This window comes from Rickettsia amblyommatis, assembly GCF_002078335.1.
Taxonomy (GTDB): domain Bacteria; phylum Pseudomonadota; class Alphaproteobacteria; order Rickettsiales; family Rickettsiaceae; genus Rickettsia; species Rickettsia rickettsii.
In genome coordinates this window covers 122,501-141,449 of the sequence record NZ_CP015012.1, presented here as the reverse complement: position 1 = coordinate 141,449, position 18,949 = coordinate 122,501, and the positions used below count along the sequence as shown (strand labels likewise).

The following is an 18,949-nucleotide window of genomic DNA, read 5'->3' as shown; positions in this document are numbered from 1 at the left end:
ATATACTCAGATGACTTTAATAATACTAGCCTTAATTTTAATTAGCTGCATATTTGCCCCGCTTGGCTGCATTGCCCTATGGAAGAGATATATTTATTTCGGTGACGGGTTTGCTCATAGTAGTTTTTTAGTGGCTAGCATAAGTATTATAGCAAATGTTCCATTAGTATATTCAGGCATAATAGTTGCAATTCTTTTTTCGTTTTTTGTGTTTATTTTTAAAAATAATTCTGAAAAAAACGCAGTTATTAATTTGATTTCTAGCTTTATGCTAGCTGTTGCTTTAGTTATTAATTATTTTACTTCTTTGCAGAATAATATAGTGAATTTATTGTTTGGGGATATTTTATCCGTATCTTTTAATGATTTGATGATACTTGCAATAGTGCTAATAACTATTATAGGCTTTATAGTATATTTTTATAATCAAATTCTTCTTATCATTATCAATAGAGATATTGCCGTTATAAAAGGCTTAAAGGTTAATATTATTGAGCTAATATTTTTACTTCTTCTCTCATTATCGGTATTTTCTGCTATAAAGATTGTCGGAGTACTTATGGTAACTGCTATTTTACTTATTCCTGCAATGATTGCACGGTTTGTAGCATATAGTCCCTCCCAGATGATTATAATATCAATTCTTATATCTTTATTTATTAATTTTTGTGCCGCATTTAGCTCTTTCTACTTTGATTTACCTTTAACTCCATTGTTTATTATATTAGGTACGTTTATTTATGGTTTGTTGTGTTTAAAGCGATTATTATGAACAAAAATGAATTTACTGAATATGTCAAAGAATTGTTAGAACCATATGGTTCAGTAGCCGTTTGTGCCATGTTTGGTAGATGGTATATATAAGGGTGGTGTTATGATAGGAATTATTAAGAGTAATGAATTATATTTTAAGTCAGACCTAAGTACTTATGAATATTTTCAATCTTGCGGTTCTGAGTCATTTGTATATCAAAGTAAAGGTAAACTTGTAACTCTATCATATCGGAAGGTGTTACCTGAAATTATGGAGGATCAAGAGTGATTAGGTAAGTGGTTTAAATTAGTTTTGAATGCTGCTATTAATAGTCAAAAGAAAAAATAAATGTCGCCCCGTGGCTTGACCAGCATTGTTGTGTGTGGCGTTTTTTTTCGTCATTGCGAGAAGACGCCATAGGCGTCGACAAAGAAATATCAGGCACGATTCCTGAGATTGCCACGCTCCTTGCAGTCGCTCGCAATGACGTTAGAATCTATCCACGTTTTTCATAATCTCAAGATAATCAATTTTGCCGCTTGTAAGTAGAGGTATTTCTGAATCGGTAATAATTACTTTCGGTAAATGTAGTAAAGAAATTTGAGCTTTAGATACAGCATCTGCAAAGTTCTCTCTATTTATATTGGAACCGGTAGTAAGTAAAATAATCTTTTCTCCGTGCGTTTTATCGGGAATAGAAATAGCAGCGTGCAAGGAATCAGGATCAATTTCGCTTGCAAGTTCTTCAATTTTTGTAAGAGATATCATGTCCCCTGCTATTTTAACAAAGTGTTTTAAACGTCCTAAAATGGTTATATATCCTTCAGAATCGATTTTGACTATATCGCCTGTGTCGTACCATTCTTTATAAGTACGGTGACCTTCTAAGTCCAAGTAACCAAGCATGATGTTAGGACCCTTAATGAATAAACGTCCCCCTTCATTTATTCTCTCTACTTTCTCAAGCTTATAATCAATTTTCGGTAATAATCTTCCTACCGTGCCTGCTTTATTATGCATAGGGGTATTGCAAGCTATAATAGGTGAGGCTTCTGTAATCCCATATCCTTCAAAAATACGTATGCCGTACTTATTAAGCCAAAATTGTCTTGTAGATTCTTTTAATTTCTTGCTACCGGCAAATATATAGCGTAATGCGTAAAAATCATATGGGTGAGCGTAATTAGCATAACCGTTTAAAAAAGTATCGGTAGAAATTAATATAGTTGCTCCAATATCGTATATAACTTCAGGAATGCTATGATAATTTAGTGGAGAAGGATATAGAAACAGCTTAATACCGTTTAAAGTTGTAATAATTGTACTACTAAGACCAAAACAATGAAATAGCGGTAGCGCATTAAATACTATATCTTCAGGGCTAAAAGGTACTTTAGCAGTTATTTGATATCGATTAGTTTGTAAATTTCTGTGAGATAATAGTACGGCTTTAGGTTCACCTTCAGTACCCGAAGTAAAAATGATCACTGCCGGTTTTTCGTCATCACGATTACGACAAAAATAATTGTAATAAGTTTGGGCACAATAACTTCCTATTTTTGCTTTTAGTTTTAGAGCTGTACCAATCTGATTTTTCAAATCTTCTAAATATATTATTTTAATACCGCAATCTAATAAGTTAGTTATTAATTCATGTAGATTTACTTTCTCAATAAATTGTTTTGAAGTGTAAACTACTTTAATTTGTGCAAGTTTACAGGAGTTAATAATAGTACTTATGCCGCTGCTCCAGTTAATTATAGCAGGAACATAACCGCTAGATTGCATAGCGTAAAAAGTAATTAACGTATTCGTGGTATTAGGCAACATTAAGCCTAAATTTCTGCCAAAGATATTATTCTTTTTGATTAAATCACCTAGGATAAAAGATTTTAATATTAAATCTCGATAAGTAACCGTATTATTTTCAAAATCATCAACTATTTTTTTCTTAAATCCATGAATTTTAGCAGCTTCTATAAGAGATGAGAATACAGTATTTTTATAGTCTGAACTCTCAAACATCATGTCAGCCATGATATCATAAAGAGTCCTAGATATATAACTGCGTCGTTCTTGATTGCTTGTAGCATCCATATTAGCGAATTTTACCGGCGGTAAAACGGTTATAGTAATTTTAGGAAATATTTTTCTTTTTAATATGTTTTTTAATTTTGATAAATGAGTAAATTGAGTACCGTCTATTCTAACCGGTAAGATGGTAGCACCGGCTTTATCGGCAATCATTCCCGGTCCTTCGTATATTTTCATTAAAGAGCCGGTAACGCTTATTCTACCTTCAGGGAAAATTGCTACTTTCTGATCCTTTTGTACTTCTTTTACTAAAGTCTTTATTGCCATTGGGTTACTTGGATCAACCGGCAAAGTTCTTGCCATACGTAAAAACGGTTTAATCCACCATATTTTTTGTATATCGGGACTAATTGCAAAAGTCATTTCTTCTCGTAAGTAAGTAGCAATTAGCGGCGGATCTAGATATGAAATATGGTTAGCGACCACTACTACTTTTTTACCTGCTTTTTGAAGATTTTCAAATCCTTTAACTTCAACCTTATACATAAGATCAAAACAGATTTGGAATATTCTTCGCAATAGCTTAAACGGAATAATTTTAACTTCAGGTATTAAACGGTAAATATGTATAGTAACGATTATATTAGCTAGGCTAATAAATAATATAATCCAGGGTATAGTGAAATTTAGGTAAAATAATAAAGATAGAATTATTGTTGATCCTACCATGAAAATGGAATTGATAAGATTGTTAACGGCAATAATTCGACTACGATGAGCAGGGTTTGCGTAATGCTGTAATATCGCAAAAAGAGGAACGATATATAATCCGCCTATTGCCGCTAAGAACAATAAATCTATAACTATTCGCCAATTATGTCTTTTCGATAAAAATACTAAAATACTTTTTAGCTGAGTAGGTTCGTAGTTAACTGAGCTAATTCTACTTGCAAAGAATAAATCAATACCGAAAATACTAATGCCTAGGGCTGAAATAAATAGATATTTAACGGTAATCTCATCTTCAAATATTTTGCTACATAAAAACGAACCGACCCCAACACCAAGCGAGAAAACCGCTAAAAATAAATTAGCAACATTTTCATCAGCTTTAAAAGTTATCTTAGCAAGTAAAGGTATTTGAGAAATTATAGCAGCTCCGATAAACCAAAACCATGAAATACCAAGTATAGCTAAATATATCTGTTTTTTTGCTTTGGCATATTTAATCATATTTATGCTTTCATCTATAATATTAAAATTTATTTTAATATCACGATTTGCGTTTTTAGATTTTGGGGAAAAAAGGCTTGTAATAAAGCCAAGAAAAACGATGGTAATTAAGGAATAAATTATAAAATTATTGCTGATTGTATAATAGCTGCCGATTATAGTACCGATAAAAATACCGATAAAAGTTCCGGCTTCAACAAAGCCGTTAGCTCCAAGTAGTTCGTCTTTATTTAGGTGGTCAGGTAATACACTATATTTGATTGGACCGAAAAAAGTAGAATGTATGCCCATTAAGCAAATAGAACAAAACAGGATTAACAGATTATTATGATGAAATCCGTAAATTGCAAAGACAATTATACCGATTTCACAAATCTTAATAATTTTAATAAGATTTGCACGCTCGTATTTATCGGCAATTTGTCCTGCTATGCTTGCGAATATTATAAAAGGTAATACAAAAGTAGCATTAGCAATTAAAACAAGTAGATTATTATATTTACTTAAAGCTCCTGAAATACCATAAGTTATAAGGATTACCAGAGCATTTTTTAATATATTATCATTAAGACAACCGCATAACTGCACTATAAAATTCGGTAAAAATCGTCTATCTTTGAAAAGATATAATTTGTTTGTGTCCATGATATAAAATATTTTAAATGCCAATTTTGTTGGGTGACTCTTATGTCATCCCCGTGAAAACAGGAATCTAGTAATTAAAAAATATAAATACAGTCAGTTTTTAAAACTAAAAATTTGATTTATCTCGCTTTACCCTGGATTCCCGCCTATGCGGGAATGACATAAGCGAGCTATGCAACAAAACCTAAACGCCCCAAATATTAGCAATTTATATTAATATGTCAAATGTGGTGCTTATTTACTTTCTGTTTCTCAGCGTCTTGATTTTATTAATTCATCTACAAGAGAAATTTTGCCGTCCGTAGAATCAGTGTAATTTTTTACTATTGTTTGTAATGCAGATAAAGCTTAGCTTGTAGTATCTTTCGTTTTAACTTTCTTTCTTCTTTGTAAATTCTTTTTTAAGGCAGTTGATAAATTATCAAATTTAGCCGATGATTTGGCTTTTTTCGGTGCTTCTTTGATATCTTTGGTAGATGACATAAATAATTATCTTTTCACATTAGCATTATTATATTATATTGGATATTTTGGAAAATAAAACTATAAATAATCTATGAATCAAAGTAATATAATCTCTCCTGAGTTACTGGATGAGAGAAGAAATATTGCAAGGCAAGGGGGCGGTGAAGCTAGGATCAACGCACAACATCAAAAAGGTAAGTTAACTGCACGAGAACGCATAGAAGTATTATTAGATCCGAATAGCTTTAACGAAACAGGTATGTTTGTATCCCATAGATGCGATAATTTTGGGATGCAGGATAAAAAGTTTTTAGGTGACGGCGTTGTAACGGGATACGGTACGATAAACGGTAGGTTGGTATTTATTTATAGCCAAGATTTTACCGTACTCGGCGGCTCTCTCGGCGAATATCATGCTAAGAAAATCTGCGATATTATCGATCAAGCTATAGAAACCGGTGCTCCCGTAATCGGTATTAACGACTCAGGGGGAGCAAGAATTCAAGAAGGGGTTGATGCTTTGGCCGGATACGGTGAATTATTTCAGCGTAATGTTTTAGCGTCGGGTGTCATCCCTCAAATTACCCTAATTATGGGACCTTGTGCCGGTGGTGCGGTATATTCTCCTGCCTTAACCGATTTTATATTTATGGTTAAGAATAGTTCTTATATGTTCGTAACCGGTCCCGATGTAGTAAAAACCGTTACGGGTGAAGAAGTAAGCCAAGAAAAGCTCGGCGGTGCTAGGATGCATACCACTAAAAGCGGCGTTGCCGATCTTGCATTCAACAATGATATAGAAGCATTGCTTGAAATTCGTAAATTCTTTAATTTCCTTCCGTCATCCAATCGTAGTCCTCTTCCTGTTCGTTCGACTGTTGATCCTGCCGATAGAGTTGATATGTCTCTTAGCACGTTGATACCTAACACTCCTAATAAGCCTTATGATATGAAAGAGCTTGTTGAGCGTATAGTTGATGAGGGAGAATTTTTTGAACTACAACCTGATTTTGCTAAGAATATCATTATTGGCTTTGGTTATATGGAAGGTTATCCGGTAGGATTTGTGGCTAATCAGCCTTTGCATTTAGCAGGATGTTTAGATATAAACGCCTCAAGAAAAGCAGCAAGATTTATTAGATTTTGTGATGCTTTCAATATTCCTATAGTAAGCCTTGTTGATGTGCCTGGATTTCTGCCTGGTACATCCCAAGAGCATGACGGTATTATTAAACACGGGGCTAAGCTGTTATACGCTTATGCGGAAGCTACAGTGCCGAAGATTACTGTAATTACCCGTAAGGCTTATGGAGGTGCTTATATAGTTATGAACTCCAAGCATCTTAGAGGCGATATAAACTATGCTTGGTTTAATTCGGAAATCGCCGTTATGGGGGCAGAGGGAGCAGCCGAGATAATATTTAAGGAAGAATGTAAAAATCCTGAAGCTAAAAAACAAAAAATCGATGAATATCGGAAAGTAGTAACTTCGCCTTTTGTTGCGGCAGCTAGGGGATATTTGGATGATATTATAAGACCACAAAATACCAGATGGCGAATATGTAAGGCGTTAAATTTCCTGCGTACTAAAAAAGTAGAACTGCTTTGGAAGAAGCATGATAATTTGCCGCTTTAGCTGTCATCCCGTGGCTTGACCACGGGATCTCAGAATACAGTCTGTGACACAAGACCCCGTGGTCAAGCCACGGGGTGACATTAGGATACAAAAAACTATGAATAAACCATTATTTGATAAAATTTTAATTGCTAATCGTAGCGAGATCGCCGTTAGGATAATACGTACCTTAAAAAAGATGGGGATAAAGTCGGTTGCAGTATATTCTGAAGCAGATACAAACTCAATGTATGTGCAGCATGCAGATGAGGCTTATTATATAGGTGATTCCCCTGCAACGGAAAGTTATTTATCTATTAAAAATATTATTTCGGCGATTCGTGAAAGTGGCGCAAGTGCAGTACATCCAGGTTACGGTTTTTTATCAGAAAATCCAAATTTTGCCAATATTCTTAAAAGAGAAGGTGTTGTTTTAATAGGACCGAGTGCCGGAACTATTAAAAAAATGGGCGATAAAATCGAAGCAAAAAAGATAGCGATAGAAGCGGGAGTTAGCACCGTTCCGGGTTATATGGGAACTATAAACGATGTTAAACAAGCTATAGATATTGCTAAAGAGATTGGTTTTCCGGTAATAGTAAAAGCGGCTGCCGGCGGCGGTGGGCGTGGTATGAGAGTAGTGAATAATTCCGCTGAAATGGCCAATGCTTTTGAGTCGGCAAAGCTTGAAGCAGCCAATAGTTTTAGTGACGATAGATTATTTATTGAGAAGTTAATTCAAACTCCCCGTCATATCGAAATTCAGCTAATTGCCGATCAATACGGCAATAGTGTATGTCTCGGAGAGCGGGAATGTTCAATACAGCGTCACCATCAAAAAGTAATCGAAGAAGCACCAAGTTCTTTTATTACTGAAGATATAAGGCAAGAAATGTATCGGCAGGTAATATCCTTATCTCAAAAAGTGGGATATTATTCGGCCGGTACCGTTGAGTTTATAGTAGATAGCAATAAAAATTTCTATTTTTTAGAGATGAATACTAGGTTGCAAGTCGAGCATCCTGTTACTGAGCTAATTACCGGTATAGATATCGTTGAAGAGATGATACAAATCGCAGCCGGCGAGAAATTATCATTTACGCAAGATGACATAAAATTAAAAGGTTGGGCATTTGAATCACGAATTTGTGCTGAAAACCCAAGCCGAGGTTTCTTACCTTCTAGCGGTAGAATTATAGCTTATTCCGAACCTGCAAAGAGTCCTAATATCCGTATAGATACAGGGATTGGGCTTGGTGGCGAAGTAAGTATGTTTTATGACTCAATGATTGCAAAATTATGTACTTACGGTGAAACAAGAGAGCAGGCAATTGAGCTAATGCGTTCTGCTTTGAGTTCTTATATAATTAACGGTATTGCTCATAATATCAGTTTCTTAGAAGCGGTAATGCTACATCCACGCTTTGTTAGCGGCGATATTTCTACTGCCTTTATTCAAGAAGAATATCCTGACGGTTTTTCCGGAGCTAGTCTAACTTCAGAAGTAACTACTGTATTTTTAGCAACGGCTATTTTTATTTATATATCAGAGCAAAGACGTGCTTCTTTAATTTCCGGCAATATTAACAATCAGGCTAACAAAATAGGTACAAGGTGGGTAGTAACTATCGATGATAAACTATTTCCCGTATTAATTACACCTGTTGAAAACGGCTATAATATACGTCACGAAAGCGATAGAATATATATTCGTAGTAACTGGAATTTAGGTAATGAACTTTTTACGGCTATAATTAACGGTAAAAAGACAAATGTGAAAATTGAGAATATCAGAACCGGTTATTTATTATCGCATGCTGGTATTAGCGTAAAAGCCTTTGTACGCTCTCCTCGTATATCAGAACTTGAAGCGTTGATGGTCTCAAAAGTAGTGGTGGAAGAAAGTTCCGAACTACAAGCTCCTCTAAGCGGTCAGATTGCTGCGATAAAGGTGAAAGAAGGGCAGGAAGTGACGGCAGGACAAGAAATTATGATTTTAACTGCTATGAAAATGGAAAACCTGATTCTTGCCGAAAGAGACGGAAAAATAGCTAAAATTTTTGTTAATGAAAAGGATAATGTTGTAAGAGGGCAGGTATTATTAGAATTTGCTTGATATACTAGGTTCTGTAAAGGAAAATTCAATTATTTATATTTTCAGATATTTTTTAGCGAAAATTAATAAGATGCTTGCAGTAATAGTTGTTCCTATTTCAAAACAATCTTATAATTTGCAGCAAAGAAGAGCCAAAATAGATTAATTTAATTTTCCTTCACAGAACCTAATTAATATATTGTCTTTTGCTTATAATTCGCTACTACAGTAAACTCAGCTCCATTTTATGACAAGCGTAAAGATAGAGCCTATATATTTAATAGGCAAGACAACGCACAACGAAGTACAAAAGGGAGATCAGTTTACTATATTCATTTATTTAGAATATATCCATATTAATTAAGTCAAAATTTTTCTCAATAACTGAAATATTTGAGCTAGCTTTTTCAAATAGATAATGATTTTTGTTTACCTTATTATATGCCTCTACAGCTTCTATAAATTCTTCTTGATTAAGGTAACACTCTCCTAAATAATATTGTGCTTCTTGATAATAATTAGAGCTTTTGTGTATTTTACTATACATGTCTATAGCTTCTTTATATTTCTCATTCCTAAAATAATTATTTCCTTCCGTAAGATTTGGATGAGCCATGGTTCCTCCATATTTTAATTAGATTTTTTTTATCAAAAAGTATATATTACCATGAAACATAGGAATCATATTTCATGGTAATATATATGTATCTAATAAATGTGCAAGAGGTTTTGTCGTCATTTTGAGGAAAAATTGTAAGTTTTGATGAAGCAATCTAGTTAAAAGTACTAATATTATTAGTACTTTTAACTAGACCCCGTAGACAAGCCACAGGGTAACAATTAGGAAAATGGTCCACGCAACAACGCCTATGCGGGAATGACATAAGAGCAGGCAATGAAGTAATCTTATCGTAGGAATGACATTATTAAAGCTCAGAATCAAATATTTTTATATCACCGACTAAAGACGTTTCTTCATCAAGTCCCTCAAGGGCAAAAGTGCGAAATATACCTGATTTAGAAGGAGTATGTTCTAACCTAGAGCCTGTGTTAGGTTTTTCAGTTTCAACCTTAAAATCCGAAACATAGTCCTCGTCTTCTACTACAGTATTTGTATTTATTGGAATTTTCTTCCCACTAGAATAATCTTCTAACAGTGCTTTAATTTCTGCGAAATTTTGTAAATCTTTAGATAGTTGTTTTTTGAATTTAGAAAATTTTTACTTTCTTTGTTCTGATTATAAATTCTTATATCCGTCATAATGTGATGATATACTTGTTTTTAATATCCTCTCTAATATATATTGGTGGTTAGGATTATTAGCTTTTTCATACAATGTAGAAATCTCAGAGATTTGAGTTAGTTGACACAATACATCGCTATGTAAGGTTATCTTTTGCCCATCCTTTAACATTATAGTTAGCACCGTGTTTAAGTAAATATTTTACTATTGTGACCTGCCCATGCTCTGATGCAAGCATTAAAGGTGATACATCTTTATTGCCGTTAATCTTTGCCCATGCATCTAATAATGTTTTTACCGCATTGAAATTACCGTATATTCTTGCTATTTCTAGAGCTACATCTAAACTAGCATTTTTAGATAAAAGATACTTTGCCATTTCTTTTCTATTTTTTAAATTTGCGGTACTTAATGGTGTGTTAAAACGATATTCAGTATTAACATCAAAACCGTATATTTCAACAAATTTTTTAATTACTTCAAGCTTATTTTCGTTTATTGCTTTAAAAAAGATTTGCTTATGAAGATCGTTTACATTTTGACCACCTTGTGCTGCTTCTTTCTAAGGTTATATTTAAATAAGTTGCTCCTTTTATTAAAAGATCACATGTCATGTCTGTTTTGTAAGGTTCTTCCAAACCGGCAGTAACATTTAGTGTAATTAGAACCATAATGACTAAAATTTACATGCGCTTCTTTTTCTTCTACAAAATACTTTACTAAAATTAAACTTTTATTGTGTATTGCTTGTATTATGCTGGGATTAGGTTCAAACGTAAGATGATTAAGTAAATATTCAGCTTGTGCATTATTGTTTTTAAGTGCAAATTCTAATGCTTTGTATTTATTTGCACCTTGCGATATAAGGCCTTCCATGAGATTTATTTTATTTAAATTCGGATCGTCTAAGTTAGCTATAATATTTAATGCTGTCCCGTCTTTAGGATGAAACGCATCAAAATATTGTTTTAAATACCCTAGAGTTATTACATTTTCTGTTTTAGTAGTTTCCCGGCTTAGTAGTTCTTTTAATTTTAGAACCCCACGGAGCTGTGGAGGAGTTGTGCATGATAATTTACCTTAAATTAATTTATAGCGTGCGTACTATAAGTAAATTATCAATATCTTAATTGATAGTAAAATAATTTACGATTTCTTAACTTTAAGTTGTATTTGATGGTTCTCTAATTCTACTTTACTTACATAATCAGGCGTGAAATTTCTAGCAAACTCGCCTAAAGTTTGTTCTTTAATAAAGTCTCCATAATTATCAATTATCTTAGATAAATCAAACTCGCTTATTATCTCAATTAAAATCCTGTCAGTGATAGAGAAATCGGCATCTTTGCGAGCCTGTTGTATAAAGCGTACAATGTCTCTTGCGTACCCTTCTTCTATTAACTCAGGTGTTAGCTCTAAATCAAGTATTAACAAGCTACTATTATTTTCAAAACTTGCTGTTCCTTTGATATGTGAATACGGCTCTAAAACTAGCTTATATTCGTCACTATTTAAGGTTTCACCGCATATAGCTAAACCGCCTGCGATAATTTCCCACTCACCTTTTTTAGAAGCGACTATAATCTCTTTCATTTTATGCGGCAAACGTTTACCAAGCATTGGGAAATTAATCGATAGTTTTTTGCTTGCGTAATTCTCTAGATCGTCACGATAAATTACCGCCTTAACATTAATTTCATCTTTAATTAAATCTTCAAAATCTTTGAGGTTGTTATTATGTTTACTGATAATAGCTATGCTAGCAAGTGGTTGTCTTACCCTGATATTTTCAGTGCTTCGGATAAATAGGCTATTACTGCAAATATCAAGCACGTTATCCATAGTAGCAACCAGCTCGTGATTTATTTCAAAGTCTGAGAGAGTAGGGTAGTTGCAGAGATGTACACTAATCTCGTCATTGCGAGGCACTGAAAGTGCCGTGGCAATCTTATGAGATACTCCTGAGATTGCTTCGTCAAGACTTGTATCTTTCCTCGCAATGACGTTTGATTTTCCTGAGAGTGCCGTGTCGTTACGCTCCTCACAATGACGTAATCCCTTATATATCGCTTCCGAAGTCATAGGCACTAGTGCCAACATCGCAATAGCCATGGTTTCTAAACATGAATATAGAGTATTATAAGCATTTTGCTTATCTGTATCTTTTTCGCTTTTCCAAAATCTAGCTCGGCTTCGTCTTATATACCAGTTATTCAACACTTCAAAAAATTCTGAAACTGTATGATAAGCTGTTTGCGTATCGAAATTATCTAAGCTCTCTTCAATTTTTTGTACGGCTATTTTAAGCTTAGATAATATATAAACATCAAGTACGTTTTTAGAGCTAAAATTAAGCTCGCCTTTAAGCGAATCGGCATTAGCATACATCGTAAAGAAATGGTAAGCATGCCATATAGGTTTGATAAATAGACGAAGCGTATCAAATACCATTTTGCCGTCTTTATCAATTAATAGCTCCTGACCTTTAACAACATTTGAAGATAACATCGTAACTCTTAAAGCGTCAGAGCCATATTTATCAAATAGCTCCAGCGGATCGGCGTAGTTATTAAGACGCTTTGAAAGTTTTTGACCTGTAGCATCTAAAATTACGCCGTGGCATATACAATTTAAAAACGGTGGGCGATCAAATAAAGCGGTAGATAGCACCATTAAAGTATAAAACCATCCGCGTGTTTGAGCTGAATACTCAACTATAAAATCAGCCGGAAAATGATCCTCAAACCACTCTTTATTTTCAAAAGGGTAATGGGCTTGCCCATATGGCATTGAACCGCTTTCAAACCAGCAATCAAACACGTCTTCTATTCTACGCATTGTTGATTTACCGGTTGGATCGTCGGGATTTGGTCTTGTCAGTTCATCGATAAACGGACGATGTAAATCAGTAACTTTAACACCAAAATCTTTTTCTAATTCCTCTATAGAGCCGTAAACGTCTATGCGTGGATATTTTGGATCATCGGACTTCCATATAGGCAGCGGTGTTCCCCAGAATCTATTACGGCTTATCGACCAATCACGAGCATTTTCAAGCCACTTACCAAATAAATTATCTTTAACATGGAAAGGTATCCAGTTAATTTGCTGATTTAACTCTACCATTCTATCTTTAAACTGCGTAACCTTTACGTACCATGACGGAACAGCCTTATATATAAGAGGTGTATCTGTTCGCCAGCAATGAGGATAATTATGAATATACTGCTCGGTTTTTAGCCAATTTCCTTGCTCTTTCAGTTTGATTATTATTTTGTCATTTGCATCAAATACTTGTAAGCCCTCTAAATCAGGAATTTCTTTAGTGAATTTACCACTATTATCAACAGGACAAACAAGCTCAATACCTTTCGATTCACAAAGTATTTGGTCATCTTCACCAAAGCCTGGAGCCATATGTACGACTCCCGTGCCGTCACCCTCAACCACGAAATCGCCTGCAAATATCTTGAAGCTGTTTGGATGATTCTCGAAATAGTCGAATAAAGATTTATAGCTCAATCCTTGAAGTGCTGAGCCTTTAATTATCTCAAAATTTTCTTCACCACTAAGTCCTAATTCTTTAGCATATTTAGAGACGGAAGAGGCAGCTATTATATAACAAACATCATTTTTAGGGACTAATGCATAATCTATATCACTACCGACTGCTAATGCTAAATTTGATGGCAATGTCCAAGGTGTCGTCGTCCAAGCGAGTATACGGTATTCTTTAAAAGATCCTGTGGTCGTAGCCACGGGATGACATAGTACAAAACTCACCGTTACAGCTTTATCGGCTCGCTCGCGATAAGAATTATCAAGTCTTGTTTCAAAATTAGAAAGCGGTGTTTCGCATGCCCAAGAATAAGGCATTACCCGCATAGATTCATACAATAACCCCTTATTATATAACTCCTTAAATGCCCAAAGTACGGATTCCATAAAATTCTTATCCATCGTTTTATAAGAATTTTTAAAATCCACCCATCTTGCTTGACGAGTTACATATTCTTCCCAATCATTAGCATATTTCATTACTGAAGCCCTGCAATGTGCATTAAACTTCTCTATACCAAAATTAGCTATTGCAAGACGCCCTGAAATGCCAAGTTCTTTCTCTGATTGCATTTCAGCAGGAAGACCGTGACAGTCCCAGCCAAAGCGACGCTCGACTTTCTTACCTTTTACGGTTTGGTATCTAGCATATACGTCTTTAATAAAGCCGGTAAGCAAATGACCGTAATGCGGCAAACCGTTTGCAAAAGGCGGGCCGTCATAAAAAATAAATTCTGACTCTCCGTTCCTATCATCAATAGATTTTTGGAATATATTATTGTCTTGCCAAAATTTTAGTATCTCTCGCTCTAAGCCTGCAAAATCAGCATTCGAGCTAACTTCAGGATAATATTTAGTATTTGTCATTATTTTAGCAATTATTTTAAAAAATATCTTAATTATATGCAAGAGAGGTCATAATACAAGAACTTTTAAGGTATTTAAGAAAGTAATAAGGTGTATTACAGATTAAAAGATGATATAGAAATTTTGTCTAACTCAATTCATTTTACTATTAGTTACTACCTATCGTTTCAGCTTCATAAGCCGATAATATTTGTGCTTCGTATTCTAAATATTTCCACTCTTCATTTAAATATTACTTCCACTCCAATATATTTTGTTAAATCGCTAAGGCACTGTGCTTTAGCATCACTTTCTACTTTATTACTTAATATTTAGTGGGAGCTTTTGTTTTTGCTCTAAATTAATAGTTTTCATAAGAGCTAGAAAATCACAAATTTTAAATATTAAATTCTTTATTGTTATCTTTATACTATTAATATCTTCATTATAGTTCACTTCGTTAAATTTTTTCACTTGAATCCCTTTTATACTCAGGTACATTCTTATATTTAGTAACAGTACGGCTCTTTATCATCTCTTTCTCTATCCGTGCTTTTTTATAAATTGGCTCATAGCCCTTAATTTGTATACATACGTTATAATTTAATAGTTGGATATATATAAATTGGTTTTGCTAAAGAAATATCATCATAAGTTTTTAATTTTTTCCTAGGTGGATAAGTATATATTGGCTTCGGCTCGATTTGTTTAGTTTCTTCTATAAGCTCTTTTTCTCAATATTGTTGTTCTGCGGTATAGGCGATTTCTTTTAAACCTATATATTTCTTTTCTGTTTTATAAGAATAATATTTGTCATCATTTATCTTCTCTTGAAGATCTAAATTATTTTTATACGCTTTAGCAAGTTCAGAGAAAAGTATCTTCAGTGTTTTTGAATTTTCACCGAAATAACTTATAGGGATAACTTGATTATTAACTAATGTTCTATCATGTTCTTTATTAGAACATTCTTTTTTAAATTGAGTTTTCATATTATGTGAATTAGCGAATCAAAACAATATTGCACTTAATTGTAAGCTAGCCCAAGTTTTGTCTGCTGTATATATCGGATAATTTTTCCCTGTCCTTTTTCTTCCGCAAGTAAAGCCATCAAGGAAGAAGAATCAAGAGTTATTATTATGAGAAGACATTATTGGGTTACAAGTTAAAGTTTAGAATTTTCTTTATTTGCTTCTTGATATTTATGCTTTAAAAATTCATCAACAAATGATTCTGATTTAGAACCATGTTGTTTAAACAATGCTTGAGCTTTTTTTACAGTCTTATGACAAGTGATTAAATATAATTCATTTTAACTATTATTTATAAGTTTTATAGCATTTTTATATTTGATATGGAGTTAATATGACCTATTAAGCATATCTACGTAAACATTCTAACTATGGGGATATTTGAAGGGGCGAGTAATTTTTTCATCTGTGAGAAAGTTTTTACTATATTTTCTACGGCAGTCTCAATAAATTTATCGGTTTCAATATAATTGTCCGATTCGTCTTGGATATAAAAAAGAATAGATGAAACATAAACCGAGAGCAACAAGCTTCTTTTGGTATAATAGTTAAAATCAAGAGATTTATCACCGGCATAACGCCAAATAGCATCACAACTACGGAATGCAACTTCAGTTCCTTGTATTGGGTTTAATGCAAAATAAGCGGCATTCTTACTATGAATAATAGGCAGTACAGTTTTGACCCTAATCTTTACGGCTAAAGATATTTTTTCTCTTATTTTTGATGGTTCTGCTATTATCTTTAAGCTTCCTAGCATAATATTATCTAAATACTCTTCCAAGAATCCTACTATTTCGGATAAACTTTCTGGAAAAACTATTAAGCTATAGCCTTTTGCAAAACCGCATTTTTCTTCTGCTTCTTCAAGTAGTTTATTATTCCATTCATTAAACGGTAATAATTCTACTAAAGATTGCACGAAGCTTATTTTTTTGATATGGTGTTCTTCTTGAATGCTCATATTTTTAACCTTGACATATAACTTAATTATAGGGTATAGTTCAATAAACCACAATATCTTTTAAGGAGAGTAATTTTAGTGATACTAGTAAATGTTCACGCTGGTAATTGTGATCATACTCTTAAGAATTTTAAGAAAAAGCTACAAAGAGAGCTTTATTTTCGTAAGATGAAAGAACAGCGTTATTATGAAACACCTTCAGCGAAGCGTGTTCGTAAAGCACAAGAAGCAGCGAGAAGACAGAGAAAATTTGCTCGTAAAAAAATGTTTGATGAATAAAATTTCAAACAATTTTCATACTAAATAAAAAGCTAGAAATATTAATATTTCTAGCTTTTTATTTAGTATGAAAATTGTTTGGCCCCGTGTTGTACGAACGAACGTTCAAGATGTCATTCCTACGAAAGCAGGAATCCAAAAAAATAGCAATACAAAATTACGTATTTGATGAAATAAATATAATAAAAAAACAAGTTTTTATATGTTTGACCGGATTCCCGCTTCCGCGGGAATGACATAAAAACAATCAATGCAACAACACCCCGCTTTTGCAGAAATGACAATAAGGTACTTAAAACTTGAAATATTTCCAATTAGCTTTTTTTATGTTATAAAGAACTGTTATAGTCATATAAACAGTATCTATGCTTAGTTATCTTAAACAAAATTTACGTTCTTATTTTTCTAGTAGAGTACTAATTTTTACTTTAGCAACAGCAGCTATTATTTTTGCTTGTGCTACTTTTTATGTGATATCTTTAGAATCAAAGAATTTTAGTACGATTATTGGCTTTTTATTAGTTGATTTAGCAATTTTTTTAATTGTAGGTGTTTTACTAACTCAAAAATTTTTTACTAAAAATAATAATAACGATAGTTCTAAATTACAAAATCGTATTGTGATTGCCTTTAGTTTAGTTGCAGCTATTCCAACTATAATTGTTTCGGTATTTTCTGTTTATTTTTTTAATCTTAGTGTTCAAGCTTGGTTTGATAAGAAGATTTCTACGGTTCTTGATCAATCCGTGATAGTTGCAGAATCTTATATTGCCGAGCATAAATTACAGCTAAAAGAAACGGCTTTAGCCGTTGCTGAAGATTTAAGCGATATGTATTACGATTTAATTCACAATCCCGCTTTATTTACTAAAACACTTAATACTGAAGCAGAGATGCGTTCGCTTGATGAGGCTATAGTTTTAAACAAATCTACTAATACTATAATAGCTAATAGTTATTTAAGTTTTTCATTATCATTTGCAACTATCCCTGCACATTTAATTAAAAAAGCGGATTTAGGTGAACCGGTGGAAGTAAAATCTGATCCAACCAAAATAAGGATGCTGATTAAATTAAAAGAGTATAATGATGTGTATTTATTAGTCGGTAGATTAGTAGATAATAAAATTATCGACCATGTAGATGCAACTAACGGAGCAGCTGCCGAGTATAATAGCCTTAAAAATGAAATAGATAATATACAGATTAAGTTCTCTATAATGTTTATCTTTATTGCCTTATTACTTCTTTTTGTAGCTATAAGTTTCGGGGTTATATTTACTGCTAAAATAGTAAAACCTATTAAAAAATTAGTTACTGCAACCGACAAAGTGAAAGACGGTGATTTAACGGTACAAGTGCCTGAAAATGAAGTAGATAAAGACGAAATAGGCACGCTTTATGTGGCATTTAATAGAATGATTAAGCAGCTTTCTCGCCAGCAGCGTGATTTAGTTATAGCACAGAGGGCTATGGCTTGGTCGGATGTTGCAAAAAAAGTAGCCCATGAAATCAAGAATCCGTTAACTCCTATTTTACTTGCTTCTGAAAGATTGCTGAAGAAATTTAGCCCTGAAATTAAGGAAAGGGTAGAATTTGAAAATTATTTAAAAATGATTATTCGCCATACTAACGATATTAAAAATATAGTATCCGAATTTGTTCTTTTTGCACGTCTTCCTGCTCCTAAATTTACGAAGAGTGAATTAGTTTATTTAGTTAAACATATTGTTGAAGCACGTAAATTACTTAATGATAATATTTTGTATAAATTTGAGTCTAACGTAGAACAATTTGATTTTATGTGTGATGCTACCCAAATAAATCAAGTTATGATCAATTTGTTGAAAAACGCAGAAGAGTCAATAGAAGGACGAGAATCCGGAAAAATAGAAGTTACTATAGATGCTAAAGACGATTTTATTAGTGTTATTGTAACGGATAACGGTAAAGGATTCCCGCCTGAGCTAATAGGCAAAGCTACCGAAAGCTATGTTACGACCCGCAGTAAAGGTATGGGAGTAGGTCTTGCTATAGTTAAAAGAATAGTCGCAGAACATTGCGGCATTCTAGATATAGCAAACAGAGAAGAAGAGGGAGCAATAATCGATATAAAATTTGATTTAAAAGAATTGGATTTAAAGGCTAAGCGTTGGGAAATGTAGTATTTTACTAGAGGATAAAAG

12 protein-coding genes and 4 pseudogenes are annotated in these 18,949 nt (G+C 33.3%); 6 read left to right on the top strand and 10 right to left on the bottom strand.

From position 1 onward, the window contains the following. Positions 1-10: 10 nt before the first annotated feature. Both A3305_RS00625 and A3305_RS11745 read left to right on the top strand, forming a co-directional pair. A complete protein-coding gene (locus tag A3305_RS00625; RefSeq protein ID WP_014392602.1) occupies positions 11-772 on the top strand; it encodes a metal ABC transporter permease in 762 nt (253 codons plus the stop codon). Positions 773-874: 102 nt separating this feature from the next. Next, on the top strand, positions 875-1,042 hold the full coding sequence (locus tag A3305_RS11745) for a TfoX/Sxy family protein (RefSeq protein WP_231289105.1): 168 nt from the start codon (positions 875-877) through the stop codon (positions 1,040-1,042). A gap of 201 nt (positions 1,043-1,243) precedes the next feature. Here A3305_RS11745 and A3305_RS00615 read toward each other — a convergent pair whose 3' ends face one another. Beyond that, positions 1,244-4,666, bottom strand: coding sequence for an acyl-[ACP]--phospholipid O-acyltransferase (locus A3305_RS00615; RefSeq protein ID WP_014392600.1), 3,423 nt, complete (start codon positions 4,664-4,666; stop codon positions 1,244-1,246). Positions 4,667-4,918: 252 nt separating this feature from the next. Continuing rightward, positions 4,919-5,149, bottom strand: a pseudogene (locus tag A3305_RS11740) (hypothetical protein). Positions 5,150-5,222: 73 nt separating this feature from the next. Between A3305_RS11740 and A3305_RS00610 the strand changes: the two are divergent. Together A3305_RS00610 and A3305_RS00605 are read left to right on the top strand one after the other, a co-directional pair. Then, positions 5,223-6,767, top strand: a complete 1,545-nt coding sequence (locus A3305_RS00610) for an acyl-CoA carboxylase subunit beta (protein WP_014392598.1) — start codon at positions 5,223-5,225, stop codon at positions 6,765-6,767. Between the two features lie 97 nt (positions 6,768-6,864). Then, a complete protein-coding gene (locus tag A3305_RS00605) occupies positions 6,865-8,862 on the top strand; it encodes an acetyl/propionyl/methylcrotonyl-CoA carboxylase subunit alpha (protein WP_014392597.1) in 1,998 nt (665 codons plus the stop codon). 319 nt (positions 8,863-9,181) lie between these two features. On the opposite strand, the gene A3305_RS00600 is transcribed toward A3305_RS00605, so the two are convergent. The 8 genes and pseudogenes from A3305_RS00600 to A3305_RS00565 form a co-directional block, all read right to left on the bottom strand. Then, positions 9,182-9,457, bottom strand: a complete 276-nt coding sequence (locus A3305_RS00600; RefSeq protein ID WP_014392595.1) for a tetratricopeptide repeat protein — start codon at positions 9,455-9,457, stop codon at positions 9,182-9,184. Between the two features lie 622 nt (positions 9,458-10,079). Next, positions 10,080-10,464 (bottom strand): annotated as a pseudogene (locus A3305_RS11365) (ankyrin repeat domain-containing protein). Positions 10,465-10,493: 29 nt separating this feature from the next. Continuing rightward, positions 10,494-10,811: pseudogene (locus tag A3305_RS09220) on the bottom strand (hypothetical protein). 126 nt (positions 10,812-10,937) lie between these two features. After that, positions 10,938-11,154: pseudogene (locus tag A3305_RS11360) on the bottom strand (hypothetical protein); the annotation flags it as partial. Between the two features lie 77 nt (positions 11,155-11,231). Next, positions 11,232-14,510 carry an isoleucine--tRNA ligase gene (gene ileS, locus A3305_RS00585; RefSeq protein WP_014392592.1) on the bottom strand — a complete coding sequence of 1,093 codons (3,279 nt, stop codon included), beginning with the start codon at positions 14,508-14,510 and terminating at the stop codon, positions 11,232-11,234. Between the two features lie 300 nt (positions 14,511-14,810). Then, a complete protein-coding gene (locus A3305_RS09820; RefSeq protein ID WP_226983938.1) occupies positions 14,811-14,963 on the bottom strand; it encodes a hypothetical protein in 153 nt (50 codons plus the stop codon). Between the two features lie 260 nt (positions 14,964-15,223). Beyond that, positions 15,224-15,481, bottom strand: coding sequence for a hypothetical protein (locus A3305_RS00570; RefSeq protein ID WP_014392590.1), 258 nt, complete (start codon positions 15,479-15,481; stop codon positions 15,224-15,226). Positions 15,482-15,872: 391 nt separating this feature from the next. Then, positions 15,873-16,484 carry a COQ9 family protein gene (locus tag A3305_RS00565; protein ID WP_014392589.1) on the bottom strand — a complete coding sequence of 204 codons (612 nt, stop codon included), beginning with the start codon at positions 16,482-16,484 and terminating at the stop codon, positions 15,873-15,875. Positions 16,485-16,562: 78 nt separating this feature from the next. Between A3305_RS00565 and rpsU the strand changes: the two genes are divergently transcribed. Beyond that, complete coding sequence (rpsU, locus tag A3305_RS00560; protein ID WP_014392588.1) at positions 16,563-16,763, top strand: 30S ribosomal protein S21; 201 nt, start codon at positions 16,563-16,565, stop codon at positions 16,761-16,763. A gap of 365 nt (positions 16,764-17,128) precedes the next feature. Then, positions 17,129-18,928: a sensor histidine kinase NtrY-like gene (locus tag A3305_RS00555; protein ID WP_014392587.1), complete on the top strand. Its 1,800-nt coding sequence runs from the start codon at positions 17,129-17,131 to the stop codon at positions 18,926-18,928. The last annotated feature ends 21 nt before the right edge of the window (positions 18,929-18,949 follow it).